This window comes from Luteimonas sp. S4-F44 (assembly GCF_022637415.1).
GTDB lineage: Bacteria > Pseudomonadota > Gammaproteobacteria > Xanthomonadales > Xanthomonadaceae > Luteimonas.
In genome coordinates, this window is sequence record NZ_CP093340.1 from 3526515 (window position 1) to 3541669 (window position 15155).

General features: G+C 69.4%; 16 protein-coding genes. 1 reads left to right on the forward strand and 15 read right to left on the reverse strand.

The features are described from left to right. The first annotated feature begins 101 nt into the window (after positions 1-101). Positions 102-923 (forward strand): restriction endonuclease, encoded by an 822-nt coding sequence (locus MNO14_RS15890; RefSeq protein WP_241944646.1) that lies wholly within the window; start codon positions 102-104, stop codon positions 921-923. A gap of 31 nt (positions 924-954) precedes the next feature. On the opposite strand, the gene MNO14_RS15895 is transcribed toward MNO14_RS15890, so the two are convergent. The 15 genes from MNO14_RS15895 to catC form a co-directional block, all read right to left on the reverse strand. Next, positions 955-2358: a DcaP family trimeric outer membrane transporter gene (locus MNO14_RS15895; RefSeq protein WP_241944647.1), complete on the reverse strand. Its 1404-nt coding sequence runs from the start codon at positions 2356-2358 to the stop codon at positions 955-957. Between the two features lie 67 nt (positions 2359-2425). Continuing rightward, on the reverse strand, positions 2426-3205 hold the full coding sequence (gene pcaD / locus MNO14_RS15900) for a 3-oxoadipate enol-lactonase (RefSeq protein ID WP_241944648.1): 780 nt from the start codon (positions 3203-3205) through the stop codon (positions 2426-2428). Beyond that, entirely contained in the window at positions 3202-3381 is a 180-nt protein-coding gene (locus MNO14_RS15905) for a hypothetical protein (RefSeq protein WP_241944649.1), read from the reverse strand. Before MNO14_RS15905 ends, pcaD begins: the two co-directional genes overlap by 4 nt. Before the next feature lie 28 nt (positions 3382-3409). Further along, the gene (gene pcaF, locus MNO14_RS15910; protein ID WP_241944650.1) at positions 3410-4615 is read right to left on the reverse strand and encodes a 3-oxoadipyl-CoA thiolase; all 1206 of its coding nucleotides are present in this window, start codon (positions 4613-4615) and stop codon (positions 3410-3412) included. After that, positions 4612-5271, reverse strand: coding sequence for a 3-oxoacid CoA-transferase subunit B (locus MNO14_RS15915; RefSeq protein ID WP_241944651.1), 660 nt, complete (start codon positions 5269-5271; stop codon positions 4612-4614). The genes pcaF and MNO14_RS15915 overlap by 4 nt, the downstream gene beginning before the upstream one ends. Further along, positions 5271-5942, reverse strand: a complete 672-nt coding sequence (locus MNO14_RS15920; protein WP_241944652.1) for a 3-oxoacid CoA-transferase subunit A — start codon at positions 5940-5942, stop codon at positions 5271-5273. Before MNO14_RS15920 ends, MNO14_RS15915 begins: the two co-directional genes overlap by 1 nt. An 85-nt stretch (positions 5943-6027) precedes the next feature. Continuing rightward, positions 6028-7200 (reverse strand): benzoate/H(+) symporter BenE family transporter, encoded by a 1173-nt coding sequence (locus tag MNO14_RS15925; protein ID WP_241944653.1) that lies wholly within the window; start codon positions 7198-7200, stop codon positions 6028-6030. Positions 7201-7246: 46 nt separating this feature from the next. After that, positions 7247-8587, reverse strand: coding sequence for an aromatic acid/H+ symport family MFS transporter (locus MNO14_RS15930; RefSeq protein WP_241944654.1), 1341 nt, complete (start codon positions 8585-8587; stop codon positions 7247-7249). Between the two features lie 103 nt (positions 8588-8690). Continuing rightward, positions 8691-9965: a salicylate 1-monooxygenase gene (gene salA, locus MNO14_RS15935; RefSeq protein WP_241944655.1), complete on the reverse strand. Its 1275-nt coding sequence runs from the start codon at positions 9963-9965 to the stop codon at positions 8691-8693. 117 nt (positions 9966-10082) lie between these two features. Then, positions 10083-10853 carry a benzoate diol dehydrogenase BenD gene (gene benD / locus MNO14_RS15940; protein ID WP_241944656.1) on the reverse strand — a complete coding sequence of 257 codons (771 nt, stop codon included), beginning with the start codon at positions 10851-10853 and terminating at the stop codon, positions 10083-10085. Continuing rightward, positions 10850-11875 carry a benzoate 1,2-dioxygenase electron transfer component BenC gene (gene benC, locus MNO14_RS15945; protein WP_241944657.1) on the reverse strand — a complete coding sequence of 342 codons (1026 nt, stop codon included), beginning with the start codon at positions 11873-11875 and terminating at the stop codon, positions 10850-10852. Before benC ends, benD begins: the two co-directional genes overlap by 4 nt. A gap of 37 nt (positions 11876-11912) precedes the next feature. Continuing rightward, entirely contained in the window at positions 11913-12407 is a 495-nt protein-coding gene (benB, locus tag MNO14_RS15950) for a benzoate 1,2-dioxygenase small subunit (RefSeq protein ID WP_241944658.1), read from the reverse strand. Beyond that, positions 12404-13762: a Rieske 2Fe-2S domain-containing protein gene (locus MNO14_RS15955; RefSeq protein ID WP_241944659.1), complete on the reverse strand. Its 1359-nt coding sequence runs from the start codon at positions 13760-13762 to the stop codon at positions 12404-12406. Before MNO14_RS15955 ends, benB begins: the two co-directional genes overlap by 4 nt. A gap of 89 nt (positions 13763-13851) precedes the next feature. Continuing rightward, positions 13852-14787, reverse strand: a complete 936-nt coding sequence (gene catA / locus MNO14_RS15960) for a catechol 1,2-dioxygenase (protein WP_241944660.1) — start codon at positions 14785-14787, stop codon at positions 13852-13854. A gap of 76 nt (positions 14788-14863) precedes the next feature. Continuing rightward, entirely contained in the window at positions 14864-15154 is a 291-nt protein-coding gene (catC, locus tag MNO14_RS15965) for a muconolactone Delta-isomerase (RefSeq protein ID WP_241944661.1), read from the reverse strand. Between the last annotated feature and the right edge of the window lies 1 nt (position 15155).

Here is a 15155-nt window from a genome sequence, read left to right on the forward strand (position 1 = left end):
ACGTGCATCCGGCTGACCGGTCTCCGTGCTCCGCTGAAGACGCCGGCTTTCCGGGCGCCCCCCCTTGCCGCTATCGTGCGCAGCAGGAAGGGGGAATGCGCATGGGACGCGGACGACGCAGCACATTCGATGACCTGGCCGCGTTGCCATGGCCGGTCGCGCTCGCAATCGGCGTGCTCGGTCACGCCGCCATCCGGCATGGCGTGCCGGCCTATTTCGCGCGACTCGACGGTCCGTTCGCCCAGGCATTGGCGATGCAAGCCGATGCGTTCGCCCCAATCGCTTGGCTGTGGCTCGCGGCCTGCAGCCTCGCCTCGCTGGCCGCGTTCGTCCGCGCCCGCCGACGCCGTCGCCTGCTCGACAGCTGCACGCAGCTCGACAGCGTGGCCGCGCTGGGCTGGCGCGACTTCGAGCGCCTCGTTGGCGAGGCTTTCCGCCACCAGGGCTACGGCATCGAGGAGACCGGCCTGGGCGGCGCGGATGGCGGGATCGACCTGATCCTGCGCAAGGGTGGCCAGCGCACCCTCGTGCAATGCAAGCAATGGCGCAACCGCCAGGTACCAGTCGGCGTCGTCCGGGAGATGTTCGGCCTGCTCACGCACCACGGCGCGCACGCAATCCGCATCGCCGCGCTGGGTGGATTCACCCGGGACGCCGCACGGTTCGCGCAAGGCAAGCCGATCGAACTGATCGACGGGCCGACGCTGTGGAGGATGATCCGCAGCGTGCAGTCGGGCGACGGCGCGGCCGAAGGCATCCCCCGCACGCAGGCACCGCCAGCATCCGTGCCTACAGGCCCCGAGGCCGACGCAACGCCGGCCTGTCCGAGTTGCGGTGCCAAGATGGTGACACGGACCAACCGGCGGACCGGACGGTCGTTCTGGGGCTGCGCGGCGTATCCGGCGTGCCGGGGAACGCGCTGAGCGCGTACCCCGGCGCTGCGACTGCCGGCCTTCAGAATGTGTACTTGACCGTCGTATGCAGGCGACGCAGTTCGCCGCTCTCGCCATTGGACAGCGTGCGTTCGCCCCAGCTCAGTTCGGCGCCCACGTCCAGACGCGGGAACGGCGAATAGATCAGGTTGTAGCGCCAGGATTGGGTCTTCTTCGTCGCCAGCGGGCCGACGGCCGCGCTGTCGGTGTCGATGTGCGCAGCCGAATAGGCGAGCGTGCTGCGCAGGCGGTCGTTCCAGTCATGCCGCCAGCCGGCGAATCCGGCCACCAGATCCTGCGCTTCCAGAGCGCCGTCGGTATCGATGTAGGCATCGGGCGCCAAGCCGAAGCCGATATAGCGGCCCAGGCCCGGGCCACCGCTGACGGTGTACTGCAGTGTGTCGCGGTCGCCCAGTTTGAAACTGCCCGCCAGACTCAACGCCGCGCCGGTCGTGCGGTCGGTCTGCGTGCGCAGCTGGCGCGCAATGCCGGCGACGCTGAAATGACCCCAGTCGCCCTTGGTCTGCCAGCGTGCGGTGACATCGGGCACGTTGTTCTGACCGGACTGGACGTGCGCCGGGCTGCCGGCCTGGTACCAGGTCTGCGGGTTTTCCAGCGAGAACGACCAGTTCCCCGTGGTGTAGCGGATCTGGGCCTGCCGCGCGAACAGGGTGCCGTCGACGATGCCGACGAAATCCACGCTCTCGGGAAGCGACCCCAGGTCGACCGCATTGCTCCAGGTCTGGCCGGCCAGCCACTTGTTCCACTGCACATAGGCGTGGCGCAGCGTCGGCGGATAGCCATTGGAGAACTTCTCGTTGCCGACATTGCTGTTGCCGCCGCCGAAGAAGTCCATCTCGACATAGGCCTTGAACGTGTCGCCCGCATCGGTCACCCGGTCCACGCCGAACCACAGGCGCGAGAACTGCGCGTGGAAGTCGGTGTAGCTTTCGCCGGGGCCCTGGCCGACCGGCGTCGCGGTCGGGAAATAGAACATGCGTCCCGGCGTGCCGTCGGGGATGGGACCGTCGCTGGTCCAGGTGGACAGCGCATCGAGCTTGATGAAGCCACCGAAGCTGAAGCGGCTATCGCTGTTGACGATCGAGGTCGCCTGGATCGGCGGCTTGCCGGCCGGCGCCGACGCGGTCGGAGCAGCGGCCGATGCGCCGGCAGGCGACCCGGGCGTGGCGGCCCCGGCCGTCAGCGGTGTCGCGTCGGGAGTTCGTTCGACCCGTGCGCCGGTGAGCTGGGCCTGTTGCGCCTGCACGATCTCCTTCAGGGCGAGCAGTTCGGATTCGAGTTGCTGGATGCGCGCGTCCTGCTCCGACTCCTTCGGCGTCTGCGCGGACGTGGCGGGCGCGTACAGCGCGGCGGTGATCGCGCACGCGAGTGTGGCGCGGCGAAGTGCGGCGGCGGGTGATGCCATGCTTCCCTCCCAGGAACATGAAATGGCGCGTGGATGGACGACGCCGGTGGGTGACGCTTGGATCGGATCAGGACAGGAAATCGCGCAATGCTGCGTTGAAGGCGTCGGACGACTCGACGTTGACCAAGTGCCGGCCGGGCAACGAGACATGCTGGCCGCCGGTGGCATCGGCGATGGCCTGCAGATCGGACGGCGGACAGACCGGGTCGTCGTCGCCGGAGATGGTCAGCAGTGGTCGCGTGATACGGGGGAGGTCTCCACGCAGATCGGCGTCGGCGAGTGCGGCGCAGCAGCTGGCGTATCCGTCCACCGATGTCGCGACGAAGCGGCCCAGGATGTGGCGCACCTGCCCGGCGTGCGCGGCACGGAAGCCGTCACCGAACCAGCGCTCGGCGGTGGCGTCGGTCATCCACGACAGGCCCCGGGCCTGCACGTCGGCGATGCGGCTGGTCCAGCCGTCGGCCGTGCCGATCTTCGCGGCGCTGGCGCAGACCACGACGCGGTCGATGCGTTGCGGCGCATGCACGGCCAGCCACTGCGCGACAAGCCCGCCGATCGACAGACCGCAGTAATGCGTGCGCTTGATCGCCAGCGCATCCAGCAGCGCCAGCGCATCGGCGCCGAGATCGGCCAGCGTGCAGGGACCGGGCGGTGCACTCGAAGCGCCGTGGCCACGGCGGTCGTAGCGCAACACGCGGAAGCCGTCGGACAGCGCCGCGGCCTGCGCGTTCCACATCGACAGATCGGTGCCCAGCGAGTTGCACAGCATCAGCCACGGCGCGTCGGCCGGGCCTTCGACGCGGTAATGCAGGCGGTGGGACGGCAGCGCGAGGATGGCGTCGCTCATGCCGCAATCCCTTCTCGCAGCACCGCGACCGCCTTGATCTCGACGATGTCGCCGGGGCTGCCGCACAGCGTGTGCGCGCCGATGGCGGTCCATACCGGGCGGGACCTGACGAAGTAGCGGTCACGCACCTGCAGGAACAGCGGCAGGTCGCGCTGCATGCCCGGCGGCACGATCATGCGCCGGTCGTCGTACAACATCGCGGACTTAGACACGTTCCACCGCCAGGGCCAGGCCCATGCCCACGCCGATGCACAATGTCGCCAGGCCGCGACGGCCGCCGCCTGCCTGCAGCTGGTGGGCCAGCGTCAGCGCGAGGCGGGCGCCGCTCATGCCGAGCGGATGGCCGAGCGCGATCGCGCCGCCGTTGGGGTTCACGTGCGCGGCATCGTCGGCGAGACCGAGCGCGCGCAGCGTCGCCAGACCCTGGCTGGCGAAGGCCTCGTTGAGTTCGATCGCGTCGAACTCCTCGATCGACAGGTCGAGGCGGCGCAGCAGCTTGCGTGTCGCGGCGATCGGGCCGATGCCCATCACCCGCGGTTCGACGCCGGCCGAGGCCATGCCGAGGATGCGCGCCCGCGGCACCAGGCCGTGGCGAGAGATCGCCGCTTCGTCGGCGACGATCAGCGCCGCGGCGCCGTCGTTGATGCCCGACGCATTGCCGGCGGTGACCGTACCGTTCTCGAACAGCGGACGCAGCTTGGCCAGCGCCTCGGCGGTGGTGTCGGCGCGCGGATGTTCGTCAACGGCGAACTCGACGGTCTGGCCCTTGCGCCCCGACGGCACCGCGACCGGCACGATCTCCTCGGCGAAGAAGCCACGGGCCTGCGCGGCGGCCGCGCGCTGCTGGCTGCGCAGCGCGAACGCGTCCTGGTCGTCGCGCGGGATGCCGTGGTCCTGCGCGACGTTCTCGCCGGTGCGCGGCATGGTCTCCACGCCGTACAGCGCTTCGAGCGCCGGATTGACGAAGCGCCAGCCCATCGTGGTGTCCTCCAGCGCCTGCGTGCGCCCGAAAGCCGACGGGGATTTGCCCATCACGAACGGCGCGCGGCTCATCGATTCGACGCCGCCGGCGATCACCAGCGACTGCTCGCCGGCGTGGATCGCGCGCGCGGCGACGCCGACCGCTTCGAGTCCGGATGCGCACAGGCGGTTGATCGTCACCCCGGGCACCTCGACCGGCAGGCCGGCCAGCAGCAGGCTCATGCGCGCGACGTTGCGGTTGTCCTCGCCGGCCTGGTTGGCGCAGCCGAGCACGACCTCGTCGACCAGCGCGGGGTCGAGTTGCGGATTGCGGGCGAGCAGCGCCCGGAGCGGGATTGCGCCGAGGTCGTCGGCACGCACGTTCGCCAGACCGCCGCCGTAGCGGCCGATCGGCGTGCGCACCGCGTCGCAGATGAAGGCACGGGTCATGCGGACACTCCGGATGGGGCGGCGATGGCGAGCCCGGTGAGGCGACGCAGGTCGTCGATCGACAGGCCGTCGGCGAGTTCGATCGCACGCGCACCCGCCACGCCGACGTCGATGACGCCGTGGTCGGTGTACAGGCGCGAGACGCAACCGATGCCGGTCAGCGGGTATGTGCAGACGTCGACGAGCTTGCTCCGCCCGTCCCGGGTCAGCAGTTCCATCGTCACGAAGACCTGCTTGGCGCCGATGGCCAGATCCATCGCGCCGCCGACCGCGGGGATCGCGTCCGGTGCGCCGGTACTCCAATTGGCGAGATCGCCGGCGGTCGACACCTGAAACGCGCCGAGCACGCAGATGTCGAGGTGGCCGCCGCGCATCATCGCGAACGAGTCGGCGTGGTGGAAATAGCAGCCGCCGCGCAGCAGCGTCACCGGCTGCTTGCCGGCGTTGATCAGCTCGGGGTCCTCGTCGCCGGGCGCAGGCGCCGGCCCCATGCCGAGCAGGCCGTTCTCCGACTGCAGGAAGATCTCCTTGTCGGCCGGCAGGTAGTTAGCGACCGTGGTCGGCAGGCCGATACCGAGATTGACGTAGGCGCCCTCGGGAATGTCGCGGGCGACGCGGCGCGCGATCTGGTCGCGGGTCAACAGGATGACAGCCATCAGTGCGCGCCTCCGACCGCGACCACGCGCTGCACGAAGATGCCCGGCGTGACCACGTGCTCGGGATCGAGCGCACCGAGTTCGACCACCTCGGCGACCTGCACGATGGTCGTGGCCGCGGCCATCGCCATGATCGGGCCGAAGTTGCGGGCGGCCTTGCGGTAGACGAGGTTGCCCCAGCGGTCGCCCTGCCAGGCCTTGACCAGCGCGAAGTCGGCCCGGATCGGATACTCGAGCACGTACTGCCGGCCGTCGATCTCGCGCGTCTCCTTGCCCTCCGCCAGTTCGGTGCCGAAGCCGGTCGGCGTGAAGATCGCGCCGAGCCCGGCGCCCGCAGCCTGGATGCGTGCGGCGAGATTGCCCTGGGGCACAAGTTCCAGCTCGATCTCGCCGGCGTGGAACGCCGCGTCGAAATGGTGCGAATCGCTCTGGCGCGGGAACGAGCACACGACCTTGCGCACGCGCTTCTTCGCGATCAGCGCGGCCAGACCCGTATCGCCGTTGCCGGCGTTGTTGTTGACGATCGTCAGCGCACGCGCGCCCTGGTCGATCAGCGCGTCGATCAGTTCGTCGGGCATGCCGGCGGTGCCGAAGCCACCGATCATCACGGTGGCACCGTCGTGGATGTCGGCCACCGCGTCGCGGCAGCTGGCGAGGGATTTGTCGATCACGGGCGGCTCCGCGACAGCGGCACGCCGACGGCGTTGGAAGAGGACATGGGGCTCCGGATGTCTCGGAAACGGCGGGGGAAGGAACTCATTTCGATGCCTGCGCGGCGGGCGCGGCGATGCGGGCACGGCGCCGTTGCAGCAGCGCGTGCACGGCCAGGCCGAACACCAGGCCCCAGAACGGCGCGCCCAGGCCCAGCAGTGACATGCCGGACGCGGACACGATGAAGGTGACCAATGCGGCGTCGCGATCGTCCGGCCACGACAGCGCGGTCGTCATCGCGTTGGCGATCGCGGGGAACAGCGCCAGGCCCGCCAGCGTGGCCACCAATTCGGCAGGCAACATCGCGAACAGCCCGATCACGGTGGCGGCGAAGAACCCGAACAGCGCATAGACGAGGCCGGCCACGACACCGGCGACGTAACGCCTGCGCGGATCTTCGCTCGCCTCGGTGCCCATGCAGAGCGCCGCCGTGACCGCAGCCGGGGTCAGGCCGTGGCAGCCGAGCGGCGCCAGCAGGGCCGAGGCCAGGCCCGACCACGCGATCAGCGGGCGGGCCGGGGGCTCGGCGTAGCCGCTGTTGCGGATCAGCGCCAGGCCGGGCACGAACTGGCCGGTCAAGGCCACGACCACCAGCGGCAGCGCGATGTCGACGATGGCGTGCCATTCGAAGCGCGGCGTGGTCCACGTCGGCATCGTCGGTTGCAGCGCCGGGACCGGCCCTGCGATCTGTCCGGCCGCCAGTGCGACGCCGACGCCGACGACCAGCACCGCGAGCACGGCGTAGCGCGGGAACCAGCGCCGGCCGACGAAGAACGCGAGACACATCGCCAGCACCAGCAGCGGCTGCCCGGCCATGCCGACGAACAGCTCGGCCGCGAAACCGAACAGGAGGCCGGCCAGCATCGCGGCGGTGATCGCCGCGGGCAGCCGGGAGACGATGCGGTCGAACATGCCCGACAGCCCGATCCCGAGGATCGCCAGCGCCGCCACGAGGTAGGCGCCGACGGCGACCGCGAAGTCGACCGCCGGCAACGCGACCAGCAGCAGCACCGAGCCGGGGATCGACCAGGCGACGATGACCGGCACGCGGTAGCGCAGGCTCAGGCCCACGCACAGCACGCCGCTGCCGATCGAGATCGCCCATACCCACGACGCCACCAGGTCGGCCGGCAGGAATGCGCCGGCCTGGAACACGATCACCGCCGGACCCGCGTAGGCGATCACGGTGGAGACGACGCCGGCCAGGATGGCCGGCATCGACACGTCCCGTGCGAACTGGCGGACGACGCCCATCGGCCGTGGCTCAGGACCGGGCCGGGGCCACGGCGGCCGGCTGGGCCCTGGTGGCGCCGTGCATCGACAGCGCGTACACCAGTGTCGCGATCGTCGCGACCAGGGCGGGAATCGCGAAGATCAGGAAGTTCTGCTGCAGCGGCAGTTCCCGGGCCAGCAGCACGCCGCCGAGCGTCGGTCCGACGATCGCGCCGATGCGGCCCACGCCCGACGCCCACCCCAGGCCGGTCGACCGCACCGACAGGTCGTAGAGCTGCGCGACGCTGGCATACAGCAGGATCTGCGTGCCGATGACCGTGGCGCCGGCGATGAACACAAGCGTGAACAGTGCAGCGACCGGCAGGTTGAACCCGATCAGCGCGATCGACGCGGTGGCCGCGACGAAGAACGCCACTACCACGCGCGGCAGGCCGAAGCGGTCGCCGAACCAGCCCCCCACGATAGCGCCGACCATGCCGCCGGAGTTCAGCGAGAACAGCGTCAGCAGGGCCGCACGTTCGGCGTAGCCGGCTTCCTGCATGACCTTCGGCAACCAGGAGCTGAGCAGGAACACCAGCAGCAGGCAGCAGAAGAACGCGGTCCACAGCATCAGCGTGTGCAGCGAGCGGCCGTGGCGGAACAGCTCCGGCAGCGAGGCCCTGCCGCCCTTGGAATCGCTGTAGACCAGGATCTGTTGCGGCGTCGGCGCAGCGCCGGTGAGCTTGCCCAGGATCGCCCTGGCGCGTTCCTGTTCGCCGCGCTTGATCAGAAATCCCAACGATTCGGGCAGCTTCCACCAGATCAGCGGCAGGAACAGCAGCGGCAGCGCGGCGATCCAGAACATGGGCTTCCAACCCATCGTCGGAATCATCCACACGCCCAGGCCCGCCGAGACCATGCCGCCGACCGAGTAGCCGCTGAACATCAGCGCCACCATCGTGCCGCGCAGGCGCCTGGGCGAGTACTCGCTGACCAGCGCGACCGCATTGGGCATCAGTCCGCCGCAGCCCATGCCGGCCAGGAAGCGGGCGATCTTGAACTGGGTCGGATCGTTGGCGAAGCCGGTGAAGAAGGTCGCGGTGGTGAACAGCACGAAGCTGATCAGCACGCCGGTCCGACGTCCGAACCTGTCGGCCAGCGAGCCGAAGATCAGCGCGCCGAACAGCATGCCGAACAGCGCCCAGGCCTGCAGGGCGCCGGCCTGGGGTTTGGTCAGTCCCCACTCGTCGATCAGCGTCGGCAGCACCGAGCCGGCGATGAACACGTCGTAGCCGTCGGCCACCAGTAGCAGGCCGCAGATCGCCACCACGCCCCATTGGAATCCGCCGAAACGGCTTTGATCGATTGCTGCATTCACATCGACGTTGTGCATGATCCCCTCCCAGAGACGTGGTGACAGGCGGTGTGTCGCGGCGGCCCCGCACGATGCCGGGCGCGTCGCTTGCTGCTGGCGTCCTGCCGTGTCGCTGTGGTCCTCAGACCACCGACGCCCGCCGCAGCTGCGCGTGCGCGGCGGCGACGTCGGCGTCGAGGTCGTGCTGCCAGATCCAGTCGAAGCGCGTTTCCAGCGTTGCGCCCAGCAGGGCGTCGTCGCGGCCCGCCGCGGGATCGCGCAGCTCGTAGAGTTCGCCGGCTTCCCACGAGGTCTGCTGCACCCGGCAGGCGCGCGGTCGACGGATGGCGTCGTAGGCCGCGAGCAGGCCGGGCAGATTCCCACGCGCGATCGCCGGATCGGCGAGCAGCCTGGCGAGGAAGTACGCATCCTCCAGCCCCTGCCCGGCACCGGCGCCCTGGTGCGGCAGCATCGCGTGCGCGGCATCGCCGATCAGCGCCAGGCGACCGTGGACATAGCCGGGCAGCTGCGCGAGTTCGTGCAATGCCCAGTGCGTCGGCGCGTCGATGCACGCCAGCAGCGTGCGCGCGGCGACGCCCCAGTGCGCGAAGGCTTCGAGCATCTCGCGGCGGCTGGCCTCGCGCACCCACGAGTGGCCGGCCGGCCATTGCGGATCGGAGTCGCTGCGGTCGGACACGAACGCGACCACGTTGATCAGCCGGCCCTGCTTGACCGGGAACGTGAGGATGTGGGCGTCCAGGCCCAGGATCATCTGCGGCACGTCCACAAGGTGCGTGTCCACGCCGACCGCCTCGAACGCACGGCGCAGGCGATCGCTTTCGATCATGCCGCGGTAGGCGCAGGTACCGGTGAAGCGCGGCGCGACCGGCACATGGCCGAGGCCGCGCAGCACGTCGTCGCGCAGGCTGGACTTGATGCCGTCGGACGCGATCACGATGTCGGCCTCGTGATCGGTGCCGTCGGCGAAGCGCACGCGTGCGCTGTCCTCGGTCTGCTCGACGTGCGTCGCGCGCCTGTTGAACTGCGTCATGCTCAGCGGAAGCCGCGTCGCCAGCGCGTCGAGGAAATCGGCGCGATGCACCGACGACTGTCCCACGCCCGGCGCGCGGCTGGTGCCCAGCAGGCGTGTGTCGTCGCCATGCCGCCACTCGAACCAGACGTCGTCCCAGGGCGCAGGCGTGCGATCGGCCAACGCCGCGTAGGCGTCGCCCATGCCCAGGCCGGCGATCGCGCGCACCGCGTTCGCGCCGAACGACACCCCGGCCCCGATCTCGCCGAACGCCCGCGCCGACTCGAACAGCGTCACGTCCAGATGGGCATGGTCCTTGAGGCCCAGCGCCAGCCCGACACCGGCGATGCCGCCGCCGACGATGCCCACGCGCACGCGCGCACTCATGCGGACATCCGCCGTGCAGCGGGAACGTGGCGTGGCTCGTGGACACGGATCTCGGACATGCGATGACTCCTGGATGGAGATGGGACGTGGCGTGGTGGGACGCTGGCGGCGCTGCGCTCAGCCCAGGTCGCCGCCGGCGACCGGCAGCACCGAGCCGGTGATGTAGGAGGCCTCGTCCGAGGCCAGGAACAGGATCGGCGCGATCTGTTCGTCGAGCGTGCCGTAGCGCTTCATGAAGGCGGACGCGGTGACCTGCTCGACGGCCTGAGCCATCCACGCCTGTTCCTGCGCCGAGTCGCCTTCCACGTTGCGCGGCACGCGGCGCGCCGGCGCGCTGGTGCCGCCCGGCGCGGTCGCGACGACGCGGATGTCGCGGGTCGCGAACTCCATCGCCAGCGACATCGTCAATGCGTTGATGCCGCCCTTCGCAGCCGAATAGGGCACGCGGTGAATGCCGCGCGTCGCGTTCGAGGACACGTTGACGATGGTCCCGCCGCCGCGCGCGAGCAGATGCGGCAACACCGCATGGCAGCCGTACAGCGTCGGCATCAGCGAGCGGCGGATCTCGGCGTCGATCTGTGCAGGCTCGAACGCATCGAAGGGCCGCATGCGGATCGCGCCTCCGATGTTGTTGACCAGAATGTCGATGCCGCCGAAGGCCTTTACCGCGTGGTCCATCGCGGCGACCGCGCCTGCATGCGTCTCGAGGTCGGCGACGACATGCGCACTCGGGCCGGCCGCCTCGGCGGCGACATCGCCGACGAAGTCCGCCCGATCGACGAACACGACCGACGCGCCTTCCGCCGACGCACGCAGCGCGACGCCTCGGCCGATGCCCTGGGCGGCGCCGGTGACCACCATGACCTTGCCGGCGAAGCGCGCGCTCATGCGGCGCGGTCCCGTGCTGGCGGGCTGGGGACGAACTTCTCGTAATGGAAGCTCGCCGGCTGCACGCCGACGGCGTCGAAGTACCCGCGCACCGCATCGACCATCGCCGGCGGGCCGCACAGGTAGATGTCGACGTCGCCGGCGTTCAATGCCTCGGGCGTCATGTGCTGGGTGACCCAGCCCTTGCGCGGATGGCAGGACGCCGCGTCGGCGACGACGGTGCAGTAGCTGAAGTTCGGCAGGCGCGCGGCGTAGCCCTCGACCTGGTCGACCAGCACGAGGTCGAGATCGCGGGTGACGCCGTAGATCAGGTGGATCGGCTGCGTCGAGCCGGCCCGGGCCAACGTCTCGAGCATCGACAGGAACGGCGCCAGGCCGGTGCCACCAGCGAGCATCAGGACCGGGCGCCGCACCTGGCGCAGGTAGAAGCTGCCGAGCGGGCCGGCCAGCTCGACCCGGGTGCCGGGCAAGGCCCTGTCGAGCCACCCGCTCATCAGGCCGCCGGGCACGCGCTTGATCAGGAACGACAGCGTCGCGTCCCCGGGCGCCGAGCTGAAGGAGTACGCGCGCTGCTCGCCGCTGCCCGGCACGCCGATGTTGACGTACTGGCCGGGCAGGAACGCCGGCGCCTCGCCGTCGACCGTGAGTTTGAGCACGATCGCCGCGTCGTTGTGCGGCTCAATCCTCGCCACCGTGGCCGCGAAGCCCTGTTGCCCGGTCTTGCACATCGAGGATGCGACCGGAACGGCGATCACGCAGTCGCTGGTCGGGACCATCTGGCAGGTCAGCACCAGACCGTCGTCCTTCTCGTCCTCACTCAGCGCGTCGTCGATGTAGTCGTCGCCCAGTTCGTAGCTGCCGCTGTCGGCGCGGCACTTGCAGGTGCCACAGACGCCGTCGGAGCAATCCATCGGCAGGTTGATGCGGTTGCGGAACGCCGCGTCGAGGACCTTCTCGTCGGCCCTGCAGTCGATGAAACGGGTGACTCCGTCCTCGAAGTTCAATGCGATTCGGTACTTCATGCAGCTTCCCTCGGCATCGTCTGGGCGCCGGCGTCGGTCAGACGTGGTAGATGTCGATGACCTGGCGGATGTAGTCGTTCTTGAGCACGATCTTCTTGTCGCTGATCAGCCAGTCGTCACCGGCCCGGCGCAAGGTCACGAACATCGTTCCGAAGAACAGGTCGTCGCGCTTGTAGCGGTGGTTGTGCGTGGCGAAGTTGTAGCGGACGTCGAGTGCGTCGCCGCGGTCGGCGAGCACTTCGACATCGAGCACGCTGTGCACGGTCCGCGGCTCGGGCGTGGACGCCCCCGAGCGCTCGGTCTTGATGCGGAACACGCGGTCCTCCAGGCCCGACCGGTCGCCGTAGTAGATCAGCGAGATCTCCGACAGCGGGTCCTCGGTCAGCTGGTCGTCGTCGTCCCAGGCAGGCATCCAGTAGCGCACGTCCTCGGCGTACAGGGTCAGCCAGTCGTCCCATTGCCGGTCGTCGAGCAGCCGCGCCTCGCGATAGAGGAAGGCGCAGATGCGGCCGTAGTCGGGGTGCTGGCTCATGCCGCCACCGCCGCGCGTTCCCGGGCCAGCGCCTCGCGCATGGTCTGCACCCAGAACGCGTGCTGGCGCACGAACAGCCCCTCGTCCTCGCTGCGCTCGCCCGACAGCAGCGGCGCGATCCCCATGCGCCGGGCATTCTCGTCCGGGCCGTCGATCCACAGCGGCGCCCCGCGGCTCATGTCGTTCCACGGCGCGGCGCTGGCCGCGTAGCCGTTCTGGCAGGCGCGGAATTCCTCGAGGTCGTCGGCCGTGCCCATGCCCGAGACATTGAAGAAATCCTCGTACTGGCGCAGGCGCAGCGTGCGGTCGGCGGCGCTCTCGCCCTTGGGCGCGAAGCAGAAGATGCTGATCTCGGTTTGGTCGACGCTGATCGGCCGGGTGACTCGGATCTGCGTGGAGAACTGGTCCATCAGGAACACGTTCGGATACAGGCACAGGTTACGCGTCTGGTTGACGATGAAGCCGGCGCGTTCCTCGCCGACACGCGCGGCGATCTCCTCGCGCTGGCCGTACACCGGGCGCACTTCCGGGTTCCGGGTGTTCGTCCACAGCAGGATATGGCCGTTGTCGAAGCCGTACACGCCGGCCACGCTCTTGCTCCAGCTGTTGGCGTCGACCGCCTTGGTGCCTTCCTCCTTGCGCCGGCCCATCGTGGCCAGGTAGTTCCAGTGCACGGAGCTGACGTGGTAGCCGTCGCAGCCGTTCTCCATCTGCAGCTTCCAGTTGCCTTCGTAGATGTAGGACGAATTGCCGCGCAGCACCTCCAGGCCGTTCGGCGCCTGGTCGACGATCTGGTCGATGATCACCTTCGTCTCGCCGAGGAAGTCCTCCAGCGGCGCGACATCGGGGTCCAGGCTGCCGAACAGGAAGCCGCGGTAGTTCTGGAACCGCGCGACGCGCTTGAGGTCGTGCGAGCCGTCGGTGTTGAACTGCTCGGGATACTGCGTGGTCTTCTCGTCCTTGACCTTCAGCAGCTTGCCCGCGTTGGAGAACGTCCAGCCGTGGAAGGGGCAGGTGAAGCTGCCCTTGTTGCCGTGCTTGCGCCGGCACAGCATCGCGCCCTTGTGCGCGCAGGCGTTGATGACCGCGTGCAGTTCGCCGGTCTTGTCGCGGGTGACCACGACGGGCTGCCGGCCAATGTAGGTCGTGTAGTAGTCGTTGTTCTCCGGCAGCTGGCTCTCGTGCGCGAGATAGACCCAGTTGCGTTCGAAGATGTGCTTCATCTCCAGTTCGAACAGGTCGGCATTGGTGAAGATGTCGCGGCGGCAGCGGAACACGCCCGCTTCCTTGTCGTCCTGCACCGCGTTGGCGAGCAGCAGGTCGAGTTCCGTGACTTTGTCAACGATGGCGGACATGGCGGGTCTCCCAGAGTAGGCGCCGGCGCTTTGAAGGGAACATCGGTCGGGCAGCCCGGAGGCGGGGCGGCGCCGCCGGATGGAGGCGATCAGGCTGCGGCGCGCGGGCGCTCGACGCGCTGGTTGTCCTCGCCCTCGACCAGCGCGGTGAGGTGGAAGTCGAATCGGATCTCGGCATGCGCGCCGGTGATGCCGTCCGCTTCGGCGCCGTTCGCATCCGCGTGCTCGATGATGTCGGGCACCAGGCCGTCGCGCGTGGCATAGGCGAAGTCGTCGTCGACCAGCGGGTCGCCGGCGATGTTGATCTGTGTGGTCAGCTTGCGGTGCGCGTCGTCGCCGACGAAGAAGTGGATGTGCGCCGGGCGCTGGCCATGGCGGCCGAGCGCGGCCAGCAGCTGCTCGGTCGGGCTGCCCGGCGGCACGCCGTAGCCCTTGGGCACGATGGAGCGGAAGCGGTAGCGGCCCAGGTCGTCGGCAATGATCGTGCGGCGCATGTTGAACGGCGCCTGCTCGCCGGTGGGATCAAAGTGCGAGTAGAAGCCACGCGTGTCGCAGTGCCAGACCTCGACCGTCGCGCGCGGCACCGGCTTGCCGTCGGCGCCGTAGACCGTGCCGTGCATGATCAGCGGATGGCCGTCGGTGTCGCGGCCGTCGTCGAGGCGGGCGAAGCCGTGCTCGACCGGCGCGCCGGCGACGTACAGCGGACCTTCGATGGTGCGCGGTGTTTCGCCGTGGATGCCCAGCTCGGCGTCCTTGGCGTCCAGGCGCAGGTCGAGGAAGTGGTCGAGCCCCAGTCCCGGCGAGATCAGGCCGGCCTGGCCGGCGGCGCCGATCGCATTGAACCAGGCGATGCCCGCCCAGTACTCGTCCGGCGTGATGTCGAGCTCGTCGATCGCCTTGAACAGGTCCGACATCAGGCGGTGGACGATCTGCTTGACGCGCGGATCGCCGCCCGGCTGCTCGAGGCCGCTGAGAGTGCGCAGGAACTGCTGCACGTCGGGGCGGTCGTGGACGCGGATGCTCATGGTTGTCTCCTCTTGGTGGCGTTGGCTGCCAGGACGCGTCCCTCCCGGGGAGCGCACGGTGTTCGAAGCGATCGGTCTAGCGGTCGTCCTCGTGGATCGAGGATGGATGGCGGCACAGCGGGGTCACCGCGATGCGCATGTACGGAAACAGCGGCAGGGCCGAGAGCGTGTCGTGCAGCTCGGTGTTGTCGGCGACGTCGAAGATGCTGTAGTTCGCGTACTCGCCCACCACGCGCCAGATGTGCCGCCACTTGCCCTGGCGCTGCAGCGCCTGGAAATAGGCCTTCTCGCGCGCCTTGATGTCGGCCGCGATCTCGGCCGGCATGTCGGCCGGCAACTGCACATCCATCCGTACTTGAAACAGCATC

Bases quoted from the DNA above. Each gene is read 5' to 3' on its own strand.
- MNO14_RS15890 (WP_241944646.1), top strand. From the start codon at position 102: ATGGGACGCGGACGACGCAGCACATTCGATGACCTGGCCGCGTTGCCA.
- MNO14_RS15895 (WP_241944647.1), bottom strand. From the start codon at position 2,358: ATGGCATCACCCGCCGCCGCACTTCGCCGCGCCACACTCGCGTGCGCG.
- pcaD (WP_241944648.1), bottom strand. From the start codon at position 3,205: ATGAGCGACGCCATCCTCGCGCTGCCGTCCCACCGCCTGCATTACCGC.
- MNO14_RS15905 (WP_241944649.1), bottom strand. From the start codon at position 3,381: ATGATCGTGCCGCCGGGCATGCAGCGCGACCTGCCGCTGTTCCTGCAG.
- pcaF (WP_241944650.1), bottom strand. From the start codon at position 4,615: ATGACCCGTGCCTTCATCTGCGACGCGGTGCGCACGCCGATCGGCCGC.
- MNO14_RS15915 (WP_241944651.1), bottom strand. From the start codon at position 5,271: ATGGCTGTCATCCTGTTGACCCGCGACCAGATCGCGCGCCGCGTCGCC.
- MNO14_RS15925 (WP_241944653.1), bottom strand. From the start codon at position 7,200: ATGCCGGCCATCCTGGCCGGCGTCGTCTCCACCGTGATCGCCTACGCG.
- MNO14_RS15930 (WP_241944654.1), bottom strand. From the start codon at position 8,587: ATGCACAACGTCGATGTGAATGCAGCAATCGATCAAAGCCGTTTCGGC.
- salA (WP_241944655.1), bottom strand. From the start codon at position 9,965: ATGAGTGCGCGCGTGCGCGTGGGCATCGTCGGCGGCGGCATCGCCGGT.
- benD (WP_241944656.1), bottom strand. From the start codon at position 10,853: ATGAGCGCGCGCTTCGCCGGCAAGGTCATGGTGGTCACCGGCGCCGCC.
- benC (WP_241944657.1), bottom strand. From the start codon at position 11,875: ATGAAGTACCGAATCGCATTGAACTTCGAGGACGGAGTCACCCGTTTC.
- benB (WP_241944658.1), bottom strand. From the start codon at position 12,407: ATGAGCCAGCACCCCGACTACGGCCGCATCTGCGCCTTCCTCTATCGC.
- MNO14_RS15955 (WP_241944659.1), bottom strand. From the start codon at position 13,762: ATGTCCGCCATCGTTGACAAAGTCACGGAACTCGACCTGCTGCTCGCC.
- catA (WP_241944660.1), bottom strand. From the start codon at position 14,787: ATGAGCATCCGCGTCCACGACCGCCCCGACGTGCAGCAGTTCCTGCGC.
- catC (WP_241944661.1), bottom strand. From the start codon at position 15,154: ATGCTGTTTCAAGTACGGATGGATGTGCAGTTGCCGGCCGACATGCCG.